This is a genomic window from Paenibacillus bovis, from assembly GCF_001421015.2.
Classification (GTDB): Bacteria; Bacillota; Bacilli; order Paenibacillales; family Paenibacillaceae; genus Saccharibacillus; species Saccharibacillus bovis.
In genome coordinates, this window is the sequence record NZ_CP013023.1 from 2,358,294 (window position 1) to 2,383,213 (window position 24,920).

A 24,920-nucleotide genomic window follows, 5' to 3' on the forward strand; every position below is an offset into this window, starting at 1 on the left:
GTTTGGCGGACTTTTTCTATTCATATGCTTTTTATAATTTTTTATTCTTTTGTTATTTAAGTGAAAAATGTAAATCTAAATAAGTGTTGCACTGTAATTGTTTTATTCTGCAAATACTTATTTCTACGATACTTTACATCGTACACATTAAGATTACTGCTCCTTGCCGTAATTCAGACCCAACTGATAAGCATGCTCAAGCAGCTGATCATAATGTTCGGGCTGGGAACCCAGTGTCTCGTACAAAAGCTCCACTCTGGAGTTGTTCACTCCGCAATAATCGGCAATGCCAACATTAAGTAAATGCGAAATCATTTGATCATAATTCCGCTTTTTCATCTGTTGTTCCGTGATGCCTGATAACCCGATCCACAATACCTGTTGGTGATGAAGATGATTTGCGCCATAGGCGAAGCCGTTGTTCCATACGCGATCAATATAACCTTTAAGCATGGCTGGCAGACTCCACCACCAGACCGGGAAAATGAATGCCAATGCATCATGTTCCTTCATGCGTGCCATTTCCTTTTCAACCTCTGGGCTAAAAGATTGTTCCTCGAGGGATGGATTTGGTTCATCTATTCCCTGGAGTACAGGATCAAAACCGATTCGATGCAGGTCCAGTATCTCATATTCATGCCCGGCAGCAACCAGACCCTGTACAAAACGATCGGCAACCGCAAAGGTCAGGGAATCCTGTCTTGGATGTGAGACGACAGTCAATACTTTCATGTGATTCTTCACTACCTTTCTCCTGTTTGATCTTTTTCCTAATGGATGACTGATGCTATTATAAACAGGAACCCAAAAACCTGGAAGTACGCACTTTGATGTCCCATAGGATCGTTCAGGTGCCCTGGGAACATCAAAGTTCCCGGAATAACGATTGCTCCAAACTTGTCTGAATAATGAATGGAAGCCTGCCAAGCAAGAAGTTTCCAGTATCATAGCCTGTTTATGGAGGGATAACCAATGGAAGAAGAAAATAACAACAGCACCGACAAAAAGTACAGGGTAGGTGTAGAAGCCGCTCTGGAAGTAATGGGAGGCAAATGGAAGCCTCTAATCATCTATCATCTAATGACCGGACGCAAACGGCCTTCGGAGTTTCGGCGATTAATACCCGATATTACCCAGAAAATGCTGACCACACAGCTGCGCAGCCTGGAAAAGGATGAGATCATCACACGGCAGGCGTACACAGAGATCCCGCTGCGGGTAGAGTATGAGCTAACTCCGTACGGCTGGGGACTCAAGCCCGCACTGGATCTGCTATGCTACTGGGGTGAAGAGCATCTGGACAAAGTATACGGTGACAAATCTGCAGTGCTTGAAGAATTTTGAGACAGTATCTTGAATAATTTTAAGGCAGTATTATAAAAGAGTTATAATCATACAATTGAACAAGATCGGGTTGTACCAAAGAATGCAGCATCGAATAATAATCTTTTTATATTCAGATAACGTCTGGCTGCCACAGTTCATCTCCATCCTGTTAGTCCCGTTACCAGTATAAACACACTGTGGTTGCTCCTTGGCAGAACTCCTACAATAAGAATTGTTCACGATGTACAACAATTCATCCGCCTGGCGGAAAAGGAGCGAATAGATGAAAACACGTAAATTGGGTAATCAGGGATTGGAAGTATCGGCACTGGGACTGGGAACGATGATGATGCCGGATAACGAGGAATCCATACACACACTCCAGGGAGCGATCGACCTGGGAGTGACCATGCTGGATACCGCAGATATTTACGGTGGATTTGAGCACGGTCGTTACGGAGAAAATGAAAAGCTGGTAGGACGCGCACTGCGTGGACGACGCGATCAGGTTATCGTCGCGACTAAATTTGGCATTACATACAGCAGTGAAAAGCCAAAAGGCGATGCTGCCTATGTACGCAAATCGGTCGATGCCAGTCTCTATAGTTTGGGACTTGATTATATTGATCTGTATTACCAGCATCGTCCAGATGTGGAGGTACCGATTGAAGAAACGGTAGGCACTATGGCGGATCTGGTCAAAGAAGGCAAAATTCGCTATATCGGCCTGTCCGAAGCTTCACCGGAACGAATTCGCCGTGCGCATGCGGTTCATCCGCTGTCTGCAATCGAATCGGAATATTCCCTCTGGAGCCGCGAGACCGAAGATGAAGTACTGCCGCTGACCCAGGAGCTGGGTATTGGTTATGTGGCGTTCAGTCCGCTCGGACGCGGATTCCTGACCGGACAGATCAAAAGCTTTGACGATCTGCCAGCGGATGACTACCGCCGGATGTATCCACGCTTCCAAGGAGAGAACTTTAATAAAAACCTGGAAGTAGTTGCATTGATAGAAGAAATGGCTGCACGCAAGGAATGTACTCCGTCCCAACTGGCTCTCGCCTGGCTGCTGTCTCGGGGAGAACAGATTGTACCGATTCCGGGAACCAAGCATCTCGATCGGGTTCGCCAGAATCTGGGCGCACTGGATGTACAGCTGTCTGCAGACGATCTGGCAGAGATCGAGCGCATCTCTCCACAGGGAATAGCTTCGGGTCAGCGCTTTGCAGAGCTTGAATTGAACTGGGTGGAGTAGTGCTGTTCACGGAATCTGTTCATTTTGTAAGAAAAGTATAGGCATAGGTATAACAATCGGAATAGTTCTTTTTAGAGGTGCTGCGCCGGTAATAATTAGAGTCTGAATGTACTTGTGAGAATAGACCTTTCCCAACGGCTGTATGGGAAGGTCTATTCTCGTTGTAGGACTTTGCTGGAAAAGATAAAGCTGGATAGAATTAAAACGAATTCAAGATATAACAATAATGAATTTAGCATCAAAATCACTTTTTAAAAAAGATAAAAAGAAAGCGCTTGCCAAATTGCGAGGTAGGTGTTATTCTAACTTTGGGATTGTTACTGAAAAGGCAAAACCCAGTGCATGTACAGCTTGTTATGAGCTGTCCACATGTGTTGGGTTTTGCCTTTTTCTGTATCCTGTTGATGGTCTATCACTTGTATTCACTCTACATTGACAGCGAAGTATTCGCCAGCTGAACAGGCGGAGTGGTGACAGATTCATCCTGTACACACCTGTGGGATCAAAGGAGGGCAGACTGGATGATTATCCGGAAAATTTTTAACAATAATGCCATTATAGCCAGCGATCCCGGGAAACAGGAGTTTGTCGTAATGGGTCGTGGAATCGCTTTCAAAAAAAGTGCCGGCGAACCGGTAGATCGAAGTCTGATCGAGAAGATCTTTGTATTGCAGCAGACGGAAGCGTCGGAGAGATTCAAGGTGCTGCTCGAAGATATCCCACCCGAGTACGTATCGGTCTGCTACGATATTATCGAGTATGGCAAGAATAACCTGAATGTCACCTTGAGCGATTATATCTATGTCACGCTCACCGACCATCTGAACAATGCGTTCAAGCTGCATGATGAAGGGATTCGCAATCCGAACCCGCTCAGCTGGGAGATTCGCAAGTTTTATCCCAAGGAATACGGTATTGGTGTCAAAGCGCTGGAATTTATTGAATCCACACTGAAGCGCAAATTACCGGAGGATGAAGCGGCGAATATTGCACTTCATCTCGTTAATGCCGAGCTGAACGGCTCCAGTCATCGGATGGCGGATGTCTCGGCACAGGCGGAGAAGATTCAGGATATTCTGAATATTATCAAATACACGTACCGCCTGGAGCTGGATGAACAGTCGATCAGCTACGAACGCTTTATCACCCATCTCAAATTTTTCTTTCAACGATTGGTCCAGCCGCACAGGCAGGTGCTGGAAGATGATTTCCTGCTCCGGCAGGTCAGGACCAAGTACAAAAAAGCCTATAACTGTATGCTAAAAATCGAGAAGTATCTGAACACGGAACTGTCGGATGAAGAAAAGTTATACCTTACGATCCATGTCCATCGGGTCACAAGCGATACAACTTCATAAAAATATTGGATTGTTACTGGTAATGCAGGCGAAACCAAGATCAGATCGTGCAGGAGTTATACTGCTGCAGGCGGTCTGGCTGGTTTCGCCTTTTTTTGATAGATATGAGGCTCTATTCGGATACCCCACAAAGGAGGAAGCACGATGAAATACGAACAGCTGGCAAAGGATATTATTCAAAACGTTGGTGGCAGGGAAAATGTAAACAGTCTGGCGCACTGTGTAACACGCCTTCGTTTCAAATTAAAAGACGAGAGTAAAGCCAATACCGATGTACTGAAAAATATGGATGGTGTAGTTACGGTTATCCAGAGCGGTGGACAGTATCAGGTCGTCATCGGCAACCATGTATCCGAAGTCTATGCGGATGTAAATACAGTCGCCGGACTGGGTGGAGATTCGGCGACGGTCAGCGACGATTCAGGGCAAAAAGTAAGTCTGTTCAATCGTTTTATCGATATGATCTCCGGGGTATTCGCGCCTACTCTCGGCGTACTGGCAGCTACGGGTATGATCAAGGGTCTGACAGCATTATTCGTGTCGCTGGGCTGGCTGGTCAAAGAGTCAGGCACCTATATTATACTGAATGCAATTGGTGACTGTCTGTTCTACTTCTTCCCGATCTTCCTCGGCTATACGGCTGCCAAAAAGTTCAACGCCAATATATTTATCGGGATGGCGATTGGTGCAGCGCTGGTATATCCGACGCTGTCAGAGGTAGGAAAAGGTACACCGCTGTATACATTGTTCGGTGGCACACCGTTTGAATCACCGGTGCATATTACCTTCCTCGGTATTCCGGTTATTCTGATGACGTATTCATCGAGTGTTATTCCGATTATCGTATCGGCGTATGTAGGTTCCAAGTTCGAGAATTTCTTTAAACGAGTCATTCCAAGTGTAGTACGTACATTCATGGTGCCATTCTGTACGCTGTTAATCACGATTCCACTGGCGTTTCTGATCATCGGTCCGGTAGCGACATGGGCAGGTCAGCTTGTTGGTGCAGCGATTCTGGGCGTATTTAACCTGAGCCCGATTATTGCAGGCCTGCTGCTGGGTGCATTCTGGCAGGTATTCGTTATCTTTGGTCTTCACTGGGGCTTTGTACCAATCGCGATGAACAACCTGAGCAACCTGGGTTCCGATCCGATTCTGGCAGGTATGTTCGGCGCTTCTTTTGCACAGACAGGGGTCGTGCTGGCTATCCTGATCAAAGCGAAAAGCACCAAGCTCAAATCACTGTCTATTCCAGCTTTTATCTCCGGGATCTTCGGCGTTACCGAACCGGCTATTTACGGGATTACTCTTCCGCGTAAAAAACCATTTATTCTCAGCTGTATCGGTGGTGCTGTCGGCGGTGCCATTATCGGAGCGATGGGAACCAAAGCATATATTATCGGTGGACTGGGTGTATTCGGTATTCCGTCCTATATCGGTCCAAATGGAATCGATAGCGGATTCTACGGTGCGATTATCGGTATGATCGTCAGCTTTATCGTTGGTTTTGTCCTGATGTTCTTCACTCGTCTGCAGGAAGATGAAGCACCAGGTACAGGTACCAAAGAAACAACCAATGCCAATGCGCCAGTGAAGCAGGAGACCGTATTCAGCCCGCTGAAAGGCGAGGTAATCTCTCTGACACAGGTAAAAGACGAAGCTTTCTCTACTGGTGCACTGGGCAAAGGGATTGCGATCGAACCGATCGAAGGCAAAGTGTACTCGCCGGTAGATGGTGTACTGACTTCACTGTTCTCTTCCGGCCATGCGATCGGGATTACGAGCAATCACGGTGTGGATATTCTGATCCACGTCGGACAGGATACCGTCAAGCTGAAAGGCAAATATTTCACACCCAAAGTCAAACAGGGTGATACCGTCAAAAAAGGCGATCTGCTAATGGAATTTGATGTAGCCGCGATCAAGGAAGCCGGCTATGTGCTGACTACTCCAGTTATCATTTCCAACTCGGGCAACTATCTGGATGTCATTGAGACGGATAAGAAAAAGATCAGCTATCAGGAAGACCTGCTGACCGTTGTGATCTGATATCGTGATTTAAAATAAAGACTGGAATAACAGCTGGCCCTAAAATAACAACTAGCAAAAAGCTTCTACAGCGGACACCGGGGGGTAGCAGTAGAAGCTTTTTTTGTTTGTATAGAGTGGATAGAGACAGATTGCAGAAAAAGATGCAGACACAATAACCAGCTGTTTGTTGCAAGGGATAGAATCTATTATGTACCTACGAATGACTCGCTATTATCCAATGATCTGATTAAAAATCGATTATTCCACCCATAAGGCAATATACACAAATCCAATAATCGAAAAGACCGGAATGATAATAGCCAGTATATACAACTAGCGTATGAGCGGTATACTCAAATATTCTTGGAGACGTTGCCAGTCGCTTATGGTGTAATCCTCACGTTCTAAAGGGCATTGTTCTTGTTTTTGTAGATCGTCTATAAGATGAATCAGGATGCTTTTTTGCTCTTCAGGATCGCGTTTATGCAGCTCCTGCTGCAATTTCTCCTGCAGGTGGGTTAGATCGGAATGACTCATGTGTTCACCTCCTTGAATCTACATTTATCAGGTATTAACCATAAAATATTTCGCCAGAAAATTCCATTTATCTATAATGATTCTTTTCGACAATTCGTTATGAGATTCGTCAATTTTCCGAACAATTAACATCTGTTAAACAAACCATTGTGATCCCGTTAACAAATGATCTTTACCATGTAGTAGTACATACGGGTTGGTCTTGCTGCTGTCATGCACAAGCGCCCATTACAGATGATGTGCTGGCCGATGGCAGGTCTGCATATGATTTGGCATGTAACGCTATAGGAAATACGAGGAGGATTATCGGGAATATGAAGGGTCCGCAAAAGAAAATGATTGGGTTATCTCTATCTTTGTCTATACTGGCAGGTTCATTGGGCGGTGTGTATGCCCATGCGGCTGAACTGCCTTCGAATGTAACACCGCCAAAGCCGGAATGGGGCTATTTTGTCGATAATTACAAAAACAATACAAGTGATAATATGTCGGTCGCGTCCAATCCGGCGATTGGTGTGCTGTCCGAATTCAACAAAATGTGGAAACCGGGTACAACCTGGGATTCCGGTACCAAGCTGAACAGCAAACTGCTGGATATGAATATTCAGAAAGTGATTAATACGGCCAAGAAGCGTACGGCTGCACAGGTAGAAGCTGCCTATCTGGACGACCGTCGCAACCAGAGCTACAGTGTGATCGAAGGACTCGGTTCGCTGACAGACATTTACCGCAAGGAAGCGGGAGCGACGACGACCATTACAGAAGTTCAGGCCGATGCCACTACCAAAAAGTATGACGACGAAGGCACCAACTCCGGTGATCCGAAGTCTAGTCTCGGCAGCATCGTGACACTGGTCAATACGCTGCGCGGCAGCTATTCCTCGACCAATCCCGCGAAAAGTTTTTATAACTACAAGCGTCCGTTCCGCTGGAGTCCGGAAGCGACTGTACTACCTACTCTGGTACCGGCGATCAAAGCTGATCCGAGCACAGATGGCGGTTATCCGAGCGGTCACACCAATGCGGCGTATCTCACTGCTTTTGCCATGGCTTATGCTGTACCAGAACGTTATCAGGAACTGCTGACACGCGCGTCTGAGTTGGGTAACAACCGTGCAGTATCCGGCATGCACTCCTACTTTGACGTAATGGGTGGACGGGTAATGGCGACAGCACTGGCTGCATCGATCCTGAATGATCCGGCGAACAAAGAGATCAAGCAGGCTGCTTATGCGCAGGCTCAGTCCAAGCTGCTGACCCAGACAGGTACAGCCAAAGACCGCTTCAGCGATTACAAAGCCAACAAAAAAGAGTATACAGAGCGTCTGACTTACGGATTTCCGCAAGCCTATGCCAAAGACAAGCCGGTTGTCGTACCAAAGGGAGCCGAAGTACTGCTGGAGACACGCCAGCCGTATCTGGATGCCGATCAGCGCCGCTGGGTGCTGGCAACAACAGGCATTCCGTCCGGGTATCCGGTACTGGATGATGCCGAAGGCTGGGGTCGTCTGAATCTGTTTGCAGCTGCTGACGGTTATGGGGCATTCGTCAACAATGTAACGGTAAATATGGATGCTGCCAAAGGTGGATTCAACAAAGAAGATACCTGGCGTAATGATATCGCCGGTAAAGGTGGCCTGACCAAAAAAGGAACGGGTACCCTGAATCTGGACGGCAAAAATACGTATACCGGCAATACCCGTCTCGTACAGGGAACGCTGGAAGGTGGCAGCACAACAGCATTTGGCCGTGGTGATGTATCCAATGAAGGCGGTACGCTGGCAGAGAATACGGTCGGCAAAGTGAAGATCGGCGGCGACTACAAGCAGTCTTCCAAAGGTACACTGACGCTGACCATTGGCAGCAAAAAAGATGTACTGGATATCGGTGGAACAGCAGTATATAGAGGCAAGCTGGAGCTGAATTTTGTGGATAACTATGTACCGAAAAATAACAGTACGATCATCGTCAGCGACAAATCTCCAAAACACGGTAAATTTACTTCTGTTCAAGCGACAGGTTTGCCAGCAGGCTATACAGTGAAAGCTGTATATACCAATGACAGCGTGAAGCTGCAAGTGAAAAAGAAATAAGATCGTGCATAATATCATCATTTCTGTGTAACGGCAATTTTAATGGATCTGTAAGTATGAATCAAAAGCCGCTCTTTGTGTAAACACATAAAGAGCGGCTTTTATTCGCATTATTTTGTATTTGAAGCATACAAGGGAAAAATAAAAAGGAAGGAGTGGATCGATGAGGATGTCATCATAGAAATTCCTTTTTTTAAATAAACGTAACTATCCAAAATCATACGCACTATAAATCGAACGCATGTCTAACTGACCGTATAATCAGCCGTTGGATGCGTACCGGACACCGACATGGCAGCGATCAACGACCTACGACGATTGAGGCCCGAGGCCGGCAAGTGAAATACACCCGCCGGTCAGCTTTCTGCGGCAGTGAGCACGGAGGCAGCTCAGTCCTGCCGAGAATGAAAGGACTGAATCGCAGATCAGCTGGTGATATCTCGGTAGACCTGAACGCCACGGACCATATCCATTCCTGTCTCGGGATCGTATATCGCCTGAGCCCCTGCCATCCGATCATGGGCATGACGGGATCGATCAGCCCGGGCGAGTGCTGATCGCAGGGCGTCAGCGTCGAGATCCGTGCAATAGACCGGTGAGCCTGGCTCCATCCGCCACGACTCGGCAAGGTCGCCAGCGTCGACGGGTTCGAAGCCGGTGACGCTGACGAGCTGCATAACAATCTTTTTCGCTGCTGGGTCATCGCCAGCTACTGGCAGGGCAATCCGGTCAGGCGCGCCGGCGGTAGTGCCCTTCAGTGCCAGACTGCGGGAGAAGATGGTATTCCATGCCTTGACGATCGGACGTCCGATCTGCTCGCTGAGCCAGGAGCTATCGGAGGCTGTACCCTCGATTCCCTTAATGACGCCGGTAGCCTCTGGATAGTAGTTGGACATGTCTACGATGATGGTCGAGGCCGGTGCCTGACCCAGGGTTTCGACTAGCGAGGGAATCGCGACGAATGGGATCGAAAGCACGACGACGTCCGCGGCGGCGATAGCATCAGCAGTACTCATTGCTCGTGCACCAAGCTCGCTGGCCAGGTCCGTAATGGTCTCCGGGCCTCGCGAGTTGGCCAGAATAAGGTCCTCGCCTCCACGTGCGAGCACGCGTGCTAGCTCGCTTCCAATGTTTCCAGTTCCGATGACAGCAGTGGTCATGGTTCCCTTTTGAGTACTCCGGTGCGTGGTGCTGGCGGAACCGGGCTGATGTGCGGGATATGTGTTGTTATTCATGAGAACAACTCCTTATACGTGTTTGATGATCCATTTATAGAACTTTGTAGTTCCATAAATGGATCATAGCAGATAAAATTATAGAACGCAACAGTATCGAATTTATCTCGATGAAATGGTATCATTTAGATAGGAGATAAGAAGTTTACCTATTTAGAAAGGTGGCCAAGGTTCAATGTCCTATGATAAACAGTACCAAACAGAAGAAAAAAGAGGCCGGCCTCTGGATTTGTCACGTAACCAGATAATTCTTCAAACAACTCTGGAATTATTAGCGGAAAATGGTTATGACGCCTTAACAATGGATGCAGTTGCTATAAAAGCAAAGGTGGGGAAAGGTACAATATATAGACGTTGGTCTTCTAAAATGGAATTGGTTATTGATGCTTCCACGATGATGAGTCCTTTCGAGACATCGTTAGAGAAGTTGAATAAAGACCAAGATGTGCGAGGACAGCTGATTGACCTGCTTTCTCTACTCTTTATGAAAGAAAATGAACAGTATCAGAAAGCGATGAATGCAATTTGTAATGCTGTTAATAAGCAATTGGAGGAAGGTATGCGTGATGCTTTCTACAGGCGTTACAGAAACAGTATCGAGTCAATTCTCAAACCGTATATAGAGAAAAATCATATTACTGATGACGATTTAGAGATAATTACAGATATTGGCCCTGCTTTGGTTATGTATAGAAGCAACTATAGGAGTCAATCTGTTACTGTTCATTATTTGGAGCGAATCGTTGATCAAATAATGATGCCCATATTGTCAAAAAAAGTGTAGAGGATAAGTATTTTCCTTCTTCGATTTCTTAGCGACAAGCAAAGATAAAGTAGTAATTGAATATTGATGGTATTCTTTGCGGGAAGACGGGCACCCGGGGCTTATTTCTGATTGAATTCCAGATATTCAAGATTCCCATATATCTAAAACCTTCGGGGCGCATGCCGTTTTTGCCGGGAGATCTGCCCCTGATTAGGTAGACAGGCTGCGAGAATGAATCTTCACTTGCGCTCCTGCATCCCGTGCAAGTGGTCACGTACAATACGTTCCCCCCGAGTAATACCAAAATACCAGGCTTCGGTATGCCACAGGATTGGAGCAGGTATTTTATCGTGATCCCTGATCCCACCAAGCTGACGATGCTCCACTGTCTGGATTTCTTTTAACAGACGGCAGGAAACCAAGTTTTCGAAGGTAACCTTTTTAAAATGCCTTCGGACGTTTTTTATGTTGGTTGGAGCTGAAATTATGGGAGTTGTAAAAGAAAAAGGAGATGTATTCGAGAGGGAAAATAACCTCCTTCCTTTCGACCACCGCACACCCAAAAAGACAGAAGCACCGCTAATGGCAATAAACCAAGCAGCGGTGCTTTTACGTGAAAAAGGCAGTTCTAAGCAGAAAGTAAAGCGACCAGTATACCGGAAAAAGTGATCTATGCCGATATGGATATGATACAATAACAGTGTTTATAATCGAATGCCGATACCGAAAGGAAGAAAACGATGAGTCTTCATCAACTTACATATACTCTACAAAGTGGAGAAACGACCTATACGAACGAAGCGATCAATGCTTCGGTTATTGTGGACTTGATTACCGAATTGAATGATTATATTGTACTGAATCCGTCTGTGCCGCTGGAAAGCAGCATTTATTTGCAGGCTGCCCAGATCGGTGGAGATCAGGATCTGGTAATGGAAATCCGCCTACAGCATGAGGAAGGAAGGTTCAGTCATTACAGCCGTATCACCGGCGACCGGACCGAAATTATACAGGTATTCCTCGCCTACTGGGGACAGCAGCAGCTGCCCGATTTGAGCGGCTGGCAGGACATTACCGGCGAATTTTGATCCGGCTACGCCCTCTGTTTGTATTTTGTAATGGAGAAACAGAGGGCATACCTCTTTGCAGGCAGAGACCTGCCTTATACAAATCCCATCCCTTTTAAAGGAGGTACTCTGCTTGCTTCATCGGCATACAGATACTCATTTGCTAGTGTATTACCAGGACAGCCTGCTGATGGTGAAGAACCAATCTGTGGGGTATGATTCCTATGATGCACTGGGCCAGCATACAGAAGTATTTGCAGGCATTACACCAGAGAAGCTGCCATCTTTTGATCCGGCAGATGATCATAGCGGTCAGCAGGATCCGGATGGTCATTATGTTATTGCTTACGGATACCAGGATCGTCTGCTGGAACAGATCAATAGCCTGCTTCAGCAGGTACATACAGCTGCTGCGCTCACCCATCCTCGCGATCATCTGGTGAATACGCTGGTGAAGAACTATACGCGGATCACCTATGTTACCGGCCTGTCTCCGGCCGTGGCGAAAGCAGATACAGAAGAGGCAGTTCCTTTGCCCATCGGAGAGCTGCCATCAGAGATGACCGCGCTGGGTCAGTATTTTACCGCTCATGGCATGTGGCTTGGAGCCTTATCGCGTCTGCAGATCCAGGCAGGCAGCCCGCGCGCGCAGCAGCTGCTGGAAGCGGAAGTGCTTCCTCATTTTGAAAATAAAAAGCAATCGGCTATAGGCAACATGCAGATATTCTATATGTACCGGCTGCGTGCAAAGTCGCGTGAGCTGTTCGAACAAACACGTACCGGCGCACTGGCTATCATTCAGGATCTGTATCGTCATCATGATACCGAACAATGGTTTCATCCCGGAGTGCAGAATACCGAGGAATACCTCATACATACCGAGCATTTGGAGAGCTATATCGATCCTGATCTGGAGCAGTTGCGTGAATGGATAAAGGACAGCTATCTGGCGCATGGACAGCCTTATCTGGTGATGCCGCTGGGCTGGGTGCTGGATGAAGCGCTGATGCACTCGGTGGCTTTGCGCTTTTTGGCAGGTACGGCAGGAGCGATCCGTCTGCATGTGGAGACAGGGACAGGCAGGGTTATTCTGATAGAAGTGTGTACGGATGAGCCCGTACATAAAGTACAGCTTTCGATCAAATGATGAGAGAAGGGCGTATGTATGGTCATGGCAGGACAAGCATAGAACAATCCGATCTGCTCAAGGCGTTTATAACGTATTATAAAAAGGGCTATTTCTGATAAAGGAATAGCCTTTTTATAATATTGTTGCTTATTATTCTGGGGCAGAATTTGAAAGAGATATCGTTATATCTAGCATTATTTAAATTGTGCACAAAATTATTTATGGAAATAATATAAAAAGTAGCTGTAAGTTGTTGACATTAAACATGGATGCGGTATAATAGTCAAAGAAAGTCAAAGTCAAATCAATTGATCAAACATCAAACGAATTGACACTTAAATTGTAAGCTTTATTCAGCCAATCCTTATGTATAATCCCATTCTTTTGACCAATTCTAACATGAGTATGATTTAAGAAAGGGGCATTTGTATATGCGTTGTCAAAATTGTAATCAACACGAAGCTACTGTAGGACTGAGCTTCACTGTAAATCATAAATCCGAAAAAATGTATCTGTGTCAGGAATGTTATGCCAAAATGAACAGCGGCAATCCGCTCTCCGGTGGGTTCGGAGCATCCGGTATGTCGCCACTGGATCAACTATTCAAAGGCTTTATGCAGCAAGGTGGTCAGACAGGCGGCTCCAATAATCAGCGTGCAGCGACCCGCACAGTAGAACCGCAGCGCGGCAATGGACTGCTGGATCAGCTCGGACGCAATCTGAATGATGCTGCCAAAGACGGCAAGATCGATACAGTGATTGGCCGCGATGACGAGATCGAACGTGTTATCGAAATCCTGAACCGTCGCAACAAAAACAACCCGGTTCTGATCGGTGAACCAGGTGTCGGTAAAACAGCGATCGCTGAAGGTCTGGCACTGCGCATTACCGAAGGCAAAGTACCGGCCAAACTGCTGAACAAGGAAGTCTATTCTCTCGATGTGGCTTCACTCGTAGCGGGCACCGGTATCCGCGGTCAATTTGAAGAAAAAGTCAAACAGCTGATTGCCGAGCTGCAGCAGCGCGAAAATATCCTGCTGTTTATCGATGAGATTCACTTGCTCGTCGGTGCAGGTTCTGCGGAAGGCTCGATGGATGCAGGCAATATTCTGAAGCCGGTTCTGGCTCGTGGGGAATTGCAGGTTATCGGTGCAACTACACTGAAAGAATACCGCCAGATCGAGAAAGATGCTGCTCTGGAACGCCGCTTCCAGCCGGTTATGGTCGATGAACCAACTGTCGAAGAAGCAATCGAAATTCTGCAAGGTCTGCGTCCGAAATATGAGGAATACCATGGTGTACGTTATTCCGATGAGACGATTGCTGCTTGCGTTCAATTATCCAACCGTTATATCCAGGATCGTTTCCTGCCTGATAAAGCGATTGACCTGCTCGACGAATCCGGTGCCAAACTGAATCTGCGTGCTTCTGCAGGTGATCAGGGAGAACTGATGGCTCGTATCGAGAAGATCAAAGCTGCGAAAGAACAGGCGACTCGTGAAGAACATTACGAACGTGCAGCCCAGCTGCGTGATGAAGAGACCCAACTGCTGAACCAGTTGAACAGTGGAGCGAGCAGCACAGAGCCGGTCGAAGTACGCATCGAGGATATCCAGAATATTATCGAACGCAAAACCGGTATTCCTGTCGGCAAGCTGCAGCAGGATGAGCAGAACAAAATGAAAAATCTGTCTGCCCGTCTGGAGACCAAGGTTATCGGTCAGCATGAAGCGGTAGAGAAAGTCGCCAAAGCAATCCGCCGCAGCCGTGCCGGACTGAAACCGAAAAACAAACCGATTGCGTCCTTCTTGTTCGTCGGACCGACTGGTGTAGGTAAAACCGAGCTGTCCCGATCCCTGGCTGAAGAGTTGTTCGGTCAATCCGATGCGATGATCCGCCTGGATATGAGTGAGTACATGGAGAAACATTCCGTATCCAAACTGATCGGTTCGCCGCCAGGATATGTGGGTCATGATGAAGCTGGTCAGCTGACCGAACGTGTACGTCGTAATCCGTACAGCATCATCCTGCTCGACGAGATCGAGAAAGCACATCCCGATGTACAAAATATGTTCCTGCAGGTGATGGACGATGGCCGTCTGACAGACAGCCAGGGACGTACTGTCAGCTTCAAAGATACCGTTATCATTATGACTTCCAATGCCGGTATTACCGAGAAAAAAATTACTGTCGGCTTCTCTGCTGCCAAGTCGGCGCAGACCAGCTCGTTTCTGGAATCGCTGGGTTCTTACTTCCGTCCGGAATTCCTGAACCGGTTTGATGCGATTATTCCATTTGCTTCTCTCAAGGAAGAAGATTTGGTGCAGATCGTCGACAATATGCTGGAGGATATCCAGTCTACACTGGGCGAACAGGGTATTACGCTGAATGTCTCCGATGAAGCGAAGAAAAAACTGGCTGAGCTTGGTTACAATCCAGCCTTTGGTGCTCGTCCACTGCGCCGTGTGATTCAGCAACATATCGAAGACAGTATCACTGATCTGGTGCTGGATGACGAGAATGTAGAAAATATCCAGGTGGATGTACAGGAAGAAGCGATTCACGTAGCAAGAGTCTAAGAATTAAATAAAGACAGCACGCTGTACTATCCTATCAGATGTATCTCCAAATAGATCACCAAATAGATCACCAAATAGATCACCAAATAGATCTCCAAATAGATCAATCCCCTCTTATCGTAACTGGGCAGGAGGGGATTTTTTGTGTCTGGATAAGCTATAGTATTCAATCTATACTAGTTACAACGATTTCTAATTGTACAGCAATACAGCAATATAGCACGAAAGGGCGCAACTCCATGAACCTACTTTATCGCTGGAAAGTAGACAGGAAATGCTCCAGATCATCCAGATACGCTGGACTGTTAATCTGGCGTGGGAAAAATATCGCTGTCAGCATCATCTGCCACGAGGAATGAACCAGCCGGGAAGGCACCATGGAATGATCGACACCCGGCAGCACTGTCACCGATAACAATGAAGCAGGGATAGAGCGGCGGTAGATCTGTTCCGTTTCCTGGATATCTACGTTAATGTCTTCTGTTCCCAGCACCAGATGTACCGGATGATAAAAATTTCGAAGCTCCTGGCTGGCATCGGACTCGTAATTACGCATAATGAATACCCAGCGTTCAGACGAAACAGGATCATCCGGATGCGCTATTTTCAGATAGTCGGCGTAAGAGGCATGGCGTTGGAGCAGTTGCAGCTCCAGTCGATCCTGCTGTTCTACCTTCCGAATCTCCTCTTCGCTGGCCCCGGACTGGAGCATTTCCTGACGGGTATTATAGCGTCCCTGGCGAATCCAGTTTATCGCTGGTGAGACGAGAATGCTAAAAGCAAGAGAGGGTTCTTTCTCGACTACTTTGGGAATAACCCAACCTGCCTGACTGGATCCCCATAGTCCGATGCGCTTCGGATCGATAGCGGGCAATGTACGCGCCCAGCGAATCGCGGTGACAGTATCATCAGCCCGTTCCTGCATACTCTGCTGCAGCCAGCTGCCTGAAGGGCCGCCGATTCCGCGTTTGTCCAGCGAGAGAGAAGCATAACCGGCTCTGGCAAACCGCTCCCATACCGGACGGTAGAATCCATCGTAGCTAGCATTGATTGGACCATCGCCATGGACAAATACAATCAGTCCCACCGGATGCTCCACATCCCGGGGCATCGTCAGAATGCCTGTTAGCACACCATGGGGAGTAGGCACGGACACAGGCTGTTCGGTCATATCGTACGAATTTTGATATAGAAAAATAGTTAGTAGGACAATTAGAACAGAAGCGGTAATACTGACAGGTAAAATCCATTTCAGACGGCGCTTACGCAATGCTATTCACTCCTTGGATCAAATTAAATCTTGAACAGGAAATTAGCTATAAGATGACAGACTATCGGGTGTCCAGCTCATATAATGCCAGCCGGGTTCATGCAGAAGCAGCTGCTGCGCCCAGCTGGAGTAGGAAGAGAGATGCCGAAAGCCCACCTTTTTATATAATGAAATTGCTTGTTCGTTGTTATGCGATACATGAAGAGTCAATCGGTTCCAGCTCTGTTCGGCAGTGTACTGCTGTGCCCATTGAAGTAAAGATCCGGCAATACCGCGTCCACGATATACGGAAGCTGTAGCAATATGCTCAATATAGCCTTCCCCCGGAAGCGGTTTATGTTCTAGTGCAGACATACCCGCTACGAATCTGCACATATTCCAGAAGCCGTACTGTCTGCTTAACGAGCCAAAGTGAGGCAGTGATGAGCCAGCAGGCGAACTGCCTATAGACCACTGCAGACCAATGACTCCAATCATTTGTTGATTGATCCATGCAGCGACCTGTATGCGATCGGCAGCTAGAGCATTCGGTGCCCAGATCTGCATCAGCAGGGTGATCAGCTGCTGCTCGTCCAATCGAACGATAGAGCCGAATATATCGGCAAATGAATGAGCCAGCAGTGTACAGACAGCAGGCAGATCTTCGGGAAAGCAGGGACGGATCGTTATTTCCAGCGGGCTGGAAGGATTGGTATTTGTCATGGCTGCTCCTCCCGAGGGGGGTGTCAGTACTCAAAGGCATCTGCAATTCATAGTGAAGGCTGGCGTTATCGAATAGGGAGAGATACGATTTTTCGATCAGGATCAATGGGCCGGCAGGCAGTAATTGCTGCTGATCCATGTACTGCTCCAGCTGCTGAATCTGTAAATGAAGTTCGTCTTCTTCGGTAATCCGCACATAGGCGGATAAATACGATCCGGCTGCCAGCGATAAGTCTGATACAGCATCATGCTGATTATTCGCATATATTTCGCAGCTTATCGTGTTGGTCATTATGCCGGAATCACTGATGTTACCACCAACCTGATTTTCCTGCTGTTCATAACAGAGCAGCAGCTGATTGTCCTGCTCGATATAGTACAGATCTGTCTCGAACAGATCCTCGGGATAAGGATTCAGCTGCAGCATTTTACGGGCAGTAAGTACTTCTCCAGTCTGAAGTACCGTCCAGATCTGTAGCTTCCTGAGCGGACAGCTGACAATTTGATATGGGCTTTTATCCGGGACAGACGTATAATGCTGCTCATATTCATCGATCACGCTCGCTGTCAGGTGCTTCAATCGGGTGAGCTGTCGGATCTGCTGATCAAGCTGGTTCATAGAATCCTGCAGCAGCTGACTGTATTGATCGGCTGTAAAGGAATCCATACTTTTACGAATCTGCCGTACTGGAATCCCCAGCTTACGCAGCAGCAAAATATGGGAGAGGCGGTAGACTTCATCTGTTCCATACAGCCGGTACTGATTGTCGGCGACACAGGCAGGCAGCAGAACTCCCTGCTCTTCAAAATAACGAATCTGATGGGTAGATACATTCATCAGCCGGGCCAATTCGCTGATCGTAAGATAAGGATTCATAGGGCGAAGGCTCCTTTCCCTAAATAAATAAGATGCAAATACTCAAAAACAGATTGATTTTAGCGAAATATATTCAGCCAGCTGCAGCAGAACGTCTGAACGTGCTTGCCTGTATCCTTACTATAAAGCCTGGGTCTGACCCAAGGTCAAGCATAGAAATGAACAGAAATAAAAGTACTTAGATAGAATACTTAAATAGAGTAGTTAGATAAACAGCTAGATCAACAGACAAAAATATTTGCAGCAAAATGCCCGGCGCCATCGCTATAGCAGCAATAATCGCCGGGCATGATGAAACAGGATATGGAGTAGATAGAATAATAGTCTGCAATACGGGCAGAATCGTTAACTTTAAATATAAAAATGTAAAAGTATGCAGTACCCAATCACATACATAGATGATATCGAGATATAATTCGGCAGATACGGATTAACTGCCGAATTGTGCATGGTGGAGACGGCTGTAAATACCACCAGCAGCAATCAGTTCCTGATGATGCCCTTGTTCAGCGATACCATCCTGATTGACCACGATAATCCGGTCGGCATTTTTGATCGTTGCCAGTCGGTGGGCGATAACCAGGGTCGTCCGTCCGATAGCCAGTTCGGAGAGTGATTGCTGGATGGCCGCTTCGGTCTCGGTATCGAGTGCGGATGTCGCTTCATCGAGAATAAGGATTGGTGGATTTTTGAGGAACATGCGGGCGATAGATAGACGCTGCTTCTGTCCGCCGGACAGCTTGACGCCGCGTTCGCCGATCACTGTCTCGATACCGTCAGGCATTTTGCGAATGACGTCTGCCAGATGAGCACGCTCGGCTGCGAGCCAGATTTCATCGAGACTGGCATCCAGCTTGCCATAGGCGATATTTTCGCGGATGGTACCGGAGAACAGGAATACATCCTGCTGTACAATACCGATCTGACGACGCAGCGACTCCAGCTTCATGTCCCGTATATCGATACCATCGATCGTAATGCTGCCCTGATCCACTTCGTAAAAGCGCGGCAGCAGACTGCAGATCGTCGTCTTGCCGGCACCGGATGGACCGACAAAGGCTACAGTCTCACCGGGATGAATCTCCAGACTGATATCCTGAAGTATCGGGCGATTGGATTCGTAACCGAACGACACCTGGTTAAACCGGATATTGCCTTCCAGATGAGTCACTTCTACAGCATTGGGACGATCCGCGATATCCGGCTCGGTGTCCATAATTTCCAGATAACGCTTGAAACCGGCGATTCCTTTGGGATAGCTCTCGATCACGGCATTGATTTTCTCGATCGGACGGAAGAAAATATTGGCCAGCAGCTGGAAAGCGACAAATTCTCCGATCCTGATCTGACCGCTAATAAAGAACCATGCGCCAAAGATCAGCACAAGAATCGTAATCATGCGCATCATCATATAGTTGACTGCCAGACTGCGAGCCATCGTCTTGTAGGCGAGCAGCATGGTGCTGCGATAGCTCTGATTGTCGACCTCGAACAGCTTTTTCTCATGCTCTTCATTGGCAAAAGACTGCACGACCCGAATGCCGCCTACGTTATCCTCGATCCGGGAATTGAAATTACCCACATCTCCGAACAGTCTGCGGTACGCCGTCGTCATCCGGCCGCCAAAGTAAATAATCACCCAGGCCATAATCGGAATAATCACGAACGTGATGATCGCCAGCTGCGGATTGATATTGTACATCAGGATAAACGAACCGATCAGTGTCATAATGGCGATGAATACATCCTCCGGACCATGGTGGGCAACTTCGCCAATATTGTTGAGATCGTTTGTAATCCGGCCGATTAGATGACCGGTCTTGTGATTATCAAAAAAACGGAAAGATAATTTTTGTAATTGTCCAAACAACTTTCGACGCATATCGGTCTCGATATTTACCCCGAGCATATGTCCCCAGTAGGTCACGATATACTGCATAAATGTATTCAGTACATAAATGCCAAGCAATGCCAGACTGGCGAGCAGAATCAAATTCCAGTTCTGTCCGGGCAGCAGCTTGTCGATAAATGTATTAACCGCCAGCGGAAAAGACAATTCCAGCAGACCCGCTAGTACCGCACAGGTAAAGTCGAGAAAGAAAAGCCCTTTGTAAGGACGATAGTAGGCAAAAAAACGCTTCAGGATAATAACCACTCTTTTCTATGTAATATTCTTGGGCCACAGGCTGCGGCAGATCACGTCCCCATACTATTTTTCGGTACCAGTCAAATGGACCGGAGCCGATCCATTACGCGGCTACTTAACAGCGCTTATAGATATAGTAATATCTTACAGACAGTCAAGTCCATTGTTTTATCGATATCAGCGAAAAGGAAAAGCAAAAACTCCCTGACAGGCCGGAGAAAAGCATGCCAGGGAGTTTGTAAATAAGTATTCAGATGAGCGGAGTATCCTGTTATTCCGGTAAAGGCTGTTCTGCCCCTATGTATCAGCAGGGACAGTATGATCTGACCATGAATCGGCTGTTACAGACGTTGTTCGTCGTGCGTTTTGTGAATGACTTCATGTGCAGGATATGTGTACGCTTGCTCGATCTTGCTCGGATGCAGAAAGTATTGCATGGGACCGGTATGGATAAATACAGCCAACAGCACAGCCGCTGTTCCTACCATCAATCCATAAACAATCAAAAACAATCCTTTAAGCCAAATCATATATAATATATTCCCCTTTGCGTGTATAAGATGGTATTCCGTTATGATATATATCGGCAAAAGATTTCCATTTTATACAGTGAATACGAAATAGTTCGGGAGAATAGATTAATTATTTTTGCAGGATCAGCATTTGGCCCATTACAGCGAAGCGGGCTTCATCTGCGGCTGCACTTCTACAGGGATATGCGAGTTGGAGGCAAAATCAAACAGTCCCAGATCAGTCAGTTTGAGCGTCGGAATCACAGGCAGCGCGAGAAAGGACAACATCAGAAACGGATTGAAATGCTGGGCCGCACCAATATGCAGCAGCGCCTGATTGAGCTTTTTCATCTGACGATATACTTCTTCGTAAGGAAGCTCGGATAACAAGCCTGCGATCGACAGCGGCAGAGAAGCAAGTACTTCACTGCCCGAGACGACCGCCAGACCGCCATTTACACTGACAATATGCTCGATAGCCAGCAGGATCTCTTCATCCGAGGTGCCTGCTGCAATCAGATTATGCGAGTCGTGGGCGACAGTAGAGACGATAGCACCTTTTTGCAGATGGAAGCCTTTGACGATGCCAAGCCCTATATTGCCTGTAGCCTGATGACGTTCTACGACAGCCAGCTTGAGCAGATCCTGATCGGTAGAAGGTGTAAAATAACCATCTTTACGATCTACCTTGTATTGTGCATGAGTGGTCACGAGCGAATTGGGAATAATCTCAATTACGTTGCAGTGATCGTGAGTCAGCGGCAGTGCCAGATGATCCAGTGTAACAGAAGCCGTCTGACAGCGGGATAGTGCAGCCCCACTGCTGCCGAAAGAGCCTGTCTGGATAGAATGCACGTTGTTTTTAGTTGCACTGCTCTGTTCCTGTTCCAACAATCGGCCACCCTGTACTACGCATTTGCCGTTTTTGTATACTTCATGAATCGTGAGCTGCTCCAGATCATCCAGAATCACCAGATCCGCTATATAGCACGGAGCAACAGCGCCCCGATCCCGGAGTCCAAAGCATTCGGCTGTATTGAGCGTAGCCATCTGGATCGCTGTCACAGCGGGCAGACCATGACGGATCGCCAGCCGGATATTATGGTCGACACTGCCTTCATCGAGCAGATCATCGATTAGTTTGTCATCGGTGACAAATAGACAGCGGCGTGAATTATAGGGGGTAATAACCGGCAAAATAGCTTCCAGATCCTTAGCAGCTGTGCCTTCGCGGATCAGTACATACATGCCCAGTTCCAGACGCTGCCGTGCTTCCTCGGCATGAATACATTCATGGTCGGTACGAATGCCTGCAGTGGCGTAGATGCTCAATTGTTCCCCGGCAATACCGGCTGCATGACCATCGACATATTTATTTCGGGTATGAGCGGAAGCGATTTTACCGAGCATACCAGGAGCTGCGCTGGAGAGCGCGCCAAAGTCCATCACCTCCGCCAGACCCAGCACCCGGGGGTGATCGTAAAAAGGCTCCAGATCTTCTGCTTCCAGACAGGCGGCGCTGCTCTCAAAAGACGTTGCCGGAACACAGGAAGGCAGCATAATAAACTGGTCAACCGGCAGATTCTCTGACTGCTCCAGCATATAGCGTATGCCGTCGACTCCGGCGACACTGCCGATCTCGTGCGGATCGGTGATTACGCTGGTTACTCCATGCTGAATAACTACTTTGGCAAATTCCTGCGGTGACAGCATAGAGCTCTCGATATGTACATGTCCATCGATCAAGCCGGGAATAATCCATTTGCCTGCAGCATTGATAGTCTCCCTGCCCTGATACGAACCGATACCTGCAATAACCCCATCGACAATAGCGATATCCTGCTGCATCAGTTCACCGGTAAATACATTAACCACTTGCCCGCCCTGGATGACGGTATCTGCCGGAACTCTGTGACTGGCGACATCGATTCTCCGTTTTAGCGCTTCTGCTGTCCATTTCATAAGCTTGTTCACTCCTCTATATAAAATTAGATACAAAAATCCCGATCACAAAAAATGCATGACAAGGATATGGCAGCATTTTTCGTAATCAGGATTTTACGGCTCCTGGTAGAGACCCCCGGACCGTATTACCGGGGTTATACGAAAGAGAATGGTTACAAACTCCATTAAGAATGAAATTAGAATTTAGTTTAGAGGATGCAGAAGCATATAGCAAGTACGAGTTAGGTTATTTAACGTTAAAATTTATAGATACAGAATATGTAACATGTAATCTGTAGTAACCTGTAGTAACTTATATCCGTTGTTATACTCTTTTTGTTGACTGTTTATTAAAGAAATAGCTTTTAAATAAAGCATTATTAAAATAGTTTTTGATGAATGTGCAATGATAAACCTGTAATACGATAATTATTTTTGAATCTATAAGCTTACACGCTACGTGTAATGTTAGTTTATTTATACAAATTGATATGGATATATTATTTCATATGACAAAATAAATGACACGATATATCACATATACAATAATACCCGCTATAATGAGCCAAATGAACAGGATGAAAGGCGGGGGCTTATGAGTCTGGAAGCATTGAATGAGCGGGTACAACAGGATCTGGCTTATCTGGCATATGGCGGTGCAGATTGGGTGCGTCCGGTTCATCATCCGGAAGGGCATGTATATGATGTAATCATTATCGGCGGAGGACAGAGTGGACTTGGAGCGGCATTTGGACTGCTGCGTGAACGGATATCGAATATTCTGGTTCTAGACGAGAATCCGGCGGGATTCGAAGGACCCTGGCAGACTTATGCACGTATGGTTACCCTGCGTACGCCCAAGCATCTGACGTCTATCGATCTGGGTATTCCGTCTTTGACATTTCGTTCCTGGTGGGAGGCCCAGCATGGAGCAGAGGGCTGGGAACAGGTAGACAAGATTCCACGGGGAGAATGGATGAACTATCTGCGCTGGTATCGTCAGCTGCTTCGTCTGCCGGTAGCGAATGAAGTGCAGCTCGATCTGATCGAGCCGTTAACAGAAGGGCTGCATCGACTGCATATTCGTGGACCCGGAGCGCCGAGGGATACGGTACTGGCCCGTAAAGTTATTCTCGCGACAGGTATTCAGGGTGGCGGCGAATGGCATGTACCACCGATGATTGCCGAGCGGCTGCCGGATCATCTGTATGCACATACCTCGGCGCCAATCGATTTCCAGCGTCTCCGAGGCAAAAAAGTAGCTGTACTGGGCGGAGGAGCTTCGGCTTTTGACAATGCCAATCATGCACTGACCGAAGGCGCAGCTGAAGCTCATGTATTTGTGCGGCGTGAGGTCCTGCCGAGTGTCAACCCGATCCGGCAAATGGAAGTGTCGGGCATGATCGAACGTTTCCATACGCTGAGTGATGCCGAGAAGTATGCAGTGATCGCCCACTTTTTCAAATTCAATCAGCCTCCGACCAATGATACATTCGAGCGTGCGGCAGCATGGCCGGGATTCCAGCTGCATCTGGGTTCGCCGTGGCTGGATGTACAGCCATGGGGCGATGGAGCGAGGGTGACTACGCCGCATGGACATTACGATTTTGACTTTCTGGTGATCAGTACAGGACTGCTCAGTGATCCGGCCCTGCGTCCGGAGCTGCGATTGGTTGCGGATCATATTGCCCGCTGGGGAGATCGTTATCAGGCTGCACCGGAGATCAGAAATGCGCTGCTGGATGCCCATCCCTATCTGAGTTCGGGATTTGCCCTGCAGAGCAGACAGCCGTCGGGAGCAAGCGGTCTGCATGGATTATTCGTATTTAATTATTCGGCACTGGCGAGCTGCGGGCTGTCCGCGTCGGCTATTTCCGGTACCAAAAATGCCGTACCCCGGCTGGTAACCGCAGTAGCGGATCAGCTGTTCCTCGATGACAAGCAGCATATCCTGAATCAGTTCCTGGCTTATGATCAGGCAGAGTTTGTAGGCCGCTGGCCAAAAGTGGTCACCGGATCATAATGCACGAGACATCTGGATAATTCCGTTACCTATTTTATCCCATAGCAAAAAAGCAGGTCTGCAAAGAACA

General features: G+C 47.4%; 21 protein-coding genes and 1 riboswitch. Of the genes, 11 read left to right on the top strand and 10 right to left on the bottom strand.

Annotation, left to right across the window (positions count from 1 at the left end; genetic code table 11):
* Nucleotides 1–153: 153 nt before the first annotated feature.
* The gene (locus AR543_RS10050; protein ID WP_060534029.1) at nt 154–732 is read right to left on the bottom strand and encodes an NAD(P)H oxidoreductase; all 579 of its coding nucleotides are present in this window, start codon (nt 730–732) and stop codon (nt 154–156) included.
* A 240-nt stretch (nt 733–972) separates the two neighbouring features.
* Between AR543_RS10050 and AR543_RS10055 the strand changes: the two genes are divergently transcribed.
* The 4 genes from AR543_RS10055 (at nt 973) to AR543_RS10070 (ending at nt 5,988) form a co-directional block, all read left to right on the top strand.
* Entirely contained in the window at nt 973–1,344 is a 372-nt protein-coding gene (locus AR543_RS10055) for a winged helix-turn-helix transcriptional regulator (protein ID WP_060534032.1), read from the top strand.
* A gap of 265 nt (nt 1,345–1,609) precedes the next feature.
* The gene (locus AR543_RS10060) at nt 1,610–2,581 is read left to right on the top strand and encodes an aldo/keto reductase (RefSeq protein ID WP_060534034.1); all 972 of its coding nucleotides are present in this window, start codon (nt 1,610–1,612) and stop codon (nt 2,579–2,581) included.
* Nucleotides 2,582–3,102: 521 nt separating this feature from the next.
* Nucleotides 3,103–3,939 carry a BglG family transcription antiterminator LicT gene (licT, locus tag AR543_RS10065; RefSeq protein ID WP_060534035.1) on the top strand — a complete coding sequence of 279 codons (837 nt, stop codon included), beginning with the start codon at nt 3,103–3,105 and terminating at the stop codon, nt 3,937–3,939.
* Nucleotides 3,940–4,083: 144 nt separating this feature from the next.
* A complete protein-coding gene (locus tag AR543_RS10070; protein ID WP_060534037.1) occupies nt 4,084–5,988 on the top strand; it encodes a beta-glucoside-specific PTS transporter subunit IIABC in 1,905 nt (634 codons plus the stop codon).
* A gap of 315 nt (nt 5,989–6,303) precedes the next feature.
* On the opposite strand, the gene AR543_RS10075 is transcribed toward AR543_RS10070, so the two are convergent.
* The gene (locus AR543_RS10075; RefSeq protein ID WP_060534039.1) at nt 6,304–6,507 is read right to left on the bottom strand and encodes a hypothetical protein; all 204 of its coding nucleotides are present in this window, start codon (nt 6,505–6,507) and stop codon (nt 6,304–6,306) included.
* A 314-nt stretch (nt 6,508–6,821) separates the two neighbouring features.
* Between AR543_RS10075 and AR543_RS10080 the strand changes: the two genes are divergently transcribed.
* Nucleotides 6,822–8,600, top strand: coding sequence for an acid phosphatase (locus AR543_RS10080; RefSeq protein ID WP_060534041.1), 1,779 nt, complete (start codon nt 6,822–6,824; stop codon nt 8,598–8,600).
* A gap of 425 nt (nt 8,601–9,025) precedes the next feature.
* Here AR543_RS10080 and AR543_RS10085 read toward each other — a convergent pair whose 3' ends face one another.
* Nucleotides 9,026–9,835, bottom strand: coding sequence for an NADPH-dependent F420 reductase (locus tag AR543_RS10085; RefSeq protein WP_082472190.1), 810 nt, complete (start codon nt 9,833–9,835; stop codon nt 9,026–9,028).
* Between the two features lie 175 nt (nt 9,836–10,010).
* On the opposite strand from AR543_RS10085, the gene AR543_RS10090 reads away from it, so the two are divergent.
* On the top strand, nt 10,011–10,619 hold the full coding sequence (locus AR543_RS10090) for a TetR/AcrR family transcriptional regulator (protein ID WP_060534043.1): 609 nt from the start codon (nt 10,011–10,013) through the stop codon (nt 10,617–10,619).
* Between the two features lie 221 nt (nt 10,620–10,840).
* Here the strand turns inward: AR543_RS10090 and AR543_RS24260 are convergent, their stop codons facing one another.
* Nucleotides 10,841–11,023 carry a hypothetical protein gene (locus tag AR543_RS24260; RefSeq protein WP_158523950.1) on the bottom strand — a complete coding sequence of 61 codons (183 nt, stop codon included), beginning with the start codon at nt 11,021–11,023 and terminating at the stop codon, nt 10,841–10,843.
* A 64-nt stretch (nt 11,024–11,087) separates the two neighbouring features.
* Between AR543_RS24260 and AR543_RS10095 the strand changes: the two genes are divergently transcribed.
* The 4 genes from AR543_RS10095 (at nt 11,088) to AR543_RS10110 (ending at nt 15,376) form a co-directional block, all read left to right on the top strand.
* Nucleotides 11,088–11,270: a hypothetical protein gene (locus AR543_RS10095; protein WP_060534045.1), complete on the top strand. Its 183-nt coding sequence runs from the start codon at nt 11,088–11,090 to the stop codon at nt 11,268–11,270.
* A gap of 71 nt (nt 11,271–11,341) precedes the next feature.
* Nucleotides 11,342–11,689 (top strand): hypothetical protein, encoded by a 348-nt coding sequence (locus AR543_RS10100; protein WP_060534047.1) that lies wholly within the window; start codon nt 11,342–11,344, stop codon nt 11,687–11,689.
* 112 nt (nt 11,690–11,801) lie between these two features.
* Entirely contained in the window at nt 11,802–12,815 is a 1,014-nt protein-coding gene (locus AR543_RS10105) for a hypothetical protein (protein ID WP_060534049.1), read from the top strand.
* Between the two features lie 413 nt (nt 12,816–13,228).
* On the top strand, nt 13,229–15,376 hold the full coding sequence (locus AR543_RS10110; RefSeq protein ID WP_060534050.1) for an ATP-dependent Clp protease ATP-binding subunit: 2,148 nt from the start codon (nt 13,229–13,231) through the stop codon (nt 15,374–15,376).
* A 250-nt stretch (nt 15,377–15,626) separates the two neighbouring features.
* Here the strand turns inward: AR543_RS10110 and AR543_RS10115 are convergent, their stop codons facing one another.
* The 6 genes from AR543_RS10115 to ade all read right to left on the bottom strand — a co-directional run bounded on the left by AR543_RS10115 (nt 15,627) and on the right by ade (nt 22,845).
* Nucleotides 15,627–16,646, bottom strand: coding sequence for an alpha/beta hydrolase family protein (locus AR543_RS10115; protein ID WP_060534052.1), 1,020 nt, complete (start codon nt 16,644–16,646; stop codon nt 15,627–15,629).
* Between the two features lie 42 nt (nt 16,647–16,688).
* Nucleotides 16,689–17,000, bottom strand: coding sequence for a GNAT family N-acetyltransferase (locus tag AR543_RS24960; RefSeq protein WP_060534054.1), 312 nt, complete (start codon nt 16,998–17,000; stop codon nt 16,689–16,691).
* Nucleotides 16,981–18,225: a helix-turn-helix domain-containing protein gene (locus AR543_RS24965; RefSeq protein ID WP_060534056.1), complete on the bottom strand. Its 1,245-nt coding sequence runs from the start codon at nt 18,223–18,225 to the stop codon at nt 16,981–16,983. The genes AR543_RS24960 and AR543_RS24965 overlap by 20 nt, the downstream gene beginning before the upstream one ends.
* 430 nt (nt 18,226–18,655) lie before the next feature.
* Nucleotides 18,656–20,371, bottom strand: a complete 1,716-nt coding sequence (locus AR543_RS10130; RefSeq protein ID WP_060536726.1) for an ABC transporter ATP-binding protein — start codon at nt 20,369–20,371, stop codon at nt 18,656–18,658.
* Nucleotides 20,372–20,712: 341 nt separating this feature from the next.
* Nucleotides 20,713–20,901: a hypothetical protein gene (locus AR543_RS10135; protein ID WP_060534058.1), complete on the bottom strand. Its 189-nt coding sequence runs from the start codon at nt 20,899–20,901 to the stop codon at nt 20,713–20,715.
* A 141-nt stretch (nt 20,902–21,042) separates the two neighbouring features.
* Nucleotides 21,043–22,845: an adenine deaminase gene (gene ade, locus AR543_RS10140; RefSeq protein WP_060534060.1), complete on the bottom strand. Its 1,803-nt coding sequence runs from the start codon at nt 22,843–22,845 to the stop codon at nt 21,043–21,045.
* A gap of 65 nt (nt 22,846–22,910) precedes the next feature.
* Nucleotides 22,911–23,010, bottom strand: a riboswitch (purine riboswitch).
* A gap of 412 nt (nt 23,011–23,422) precedes the next feature.
* Between ade and AR543_RS10145 the strand changes: the two genes are divergently transcribed.
* Complete coding sequence (locus AR543_RS10145) at nt 23,423–24,850, top strand: FAD/NAD(P)-binding protein (protein ID WP_060534062.1); 1,428 nt, start codon at nt 23,423–23,425, stop codon at nt 24,848–24,850.
* Nucleotides 24,851–24,920 lie beyond the last annotated feature (70 nt).

What these genes read in the sequence shown, in the direction of transcription:
- AR543_RS10050 (WP_060534029.1), bottom strand. Translation starts at nt 732, where the DNA reads ATGAAAGTATTGACTGTCGTCTCACATCCAAGACAGGATTCCCTGACC.
- AR543_RS10055 (WP_060534032.1), top strand. Translation starts at nt 973, where the DNA reads ATGGAAGAAGAAAATAACAACAGCACCGACAAAAAGTACAGGGTAGGT.
- AR543_RS10060 (WP_060534034.1), top strand. Translation starts at nt 1,610, where the DNA reads ATGAAAACACGTAAATTGGGTAATCAGGGATTGGAAGTATCGGCACTG.
- licT (WP_060534035.1), top strand. Translation starts at nt 3,103, where the DNA reads ATGATTATCCGGAAAATTTTTAACAATAATGCCATTATAGCCAGCGAT.
- AR543_RS10070 (WP_060534037.1), top strand. Translation starts at nt 4,084, where the DNA reads ATGAAATACGAACAGCTGGCAAAGGATATTATTCAAAACGTTGGTGGC.
- AR543_RS10075 (WP_060534039.1), bottom strand. Translation starts at nt 6,507, where the DNA reads ATGAGTCATTCCGATCTAACCCACCTGCAGGAGAAATTGCAGCAGGAG.
- AR543_RS10080 (WP_060534041.1), top strand. Translation starts at nt 6,822, where the DNA reads ATGAAGGGTCCGCAAAAGAAAATGATTGGGTTATCTCTATCTTTGTCT.
- AR543_RS10085 (WP_082472190.1), bottom strand. Translation starts at nt 9,835, where the DNA reads ATGAATAACAACACATATCCCGCACATCAGCCCGGTTCCGCCAGCACC.
- AR543_RS10090 (WP_060534043.1), top strand. Translation starts at nt 10,011, where the DNA reads ATGTCCTATGATAAACAGTACCAAACAGAAGAAAAAAGAGGCCGGCCT.
- AR543_RS10095 (WP_060534045.1), top strand. Translation starts at nt 11,088, where the DNA reads ATGGGAGTTGTAAAAGAAAAAGGAGATGTATTCGAGAGGGAAAATAAC.
- AR543_RS10100 (WP_060534047.1), top strand. Translation starts at nt 11,342, where the DNA reads ATGAGTCTTCATCAACTTACATATACTCTACAAAGTGGAGAAACGACC.
- AR543_RS10110 (WP_060534050.1), top strand. Translation starts at nt 13,229, where the DNA reads ATGCGTTGTCAAAATTGTAATCAACACGAAGCTACTGTAGGACTGAGC.
- AR543_RS24960 (WP_060534054.1), bottom strand. Translation starts at nt 17,000, where the DNA reads ATGTCTGCACTAGAACATAAACCGCTTCCGGGGGAAGGCTATATTGAG.
- AR543_RS24965 (WP_060534056.1), bottom strand. Translation starts at nt 18,225, where the DNA reads ATGAATCCTTATCTTACGATCAGCGAATTGGCCCGGCTGATGAATGTA.
- AR543_RS10135 (WP_060534058.1), bottom strand. Translation starts at nt 20,901, where the DNA reads ATGATTTGGCTTAAAGGATTGTTTTTGATTGTTTATGGATTGATGGTA.
- ade (WP_060534060.1), bottom strand. Translation starts at nt 22,845, where the DNA reads ATGAAATGGACAGCAGAAGCGCTAAAACGGAGAATCGATGTCGCCAGT.
- AR543_RS10145 (WP_060534062.1), top strand. Translation starts at nt 23,423, where the DNA reads ATGAGTCTGGAAGCATTGAATGAGCGGGTACAACAGGATCTGGCTTAT.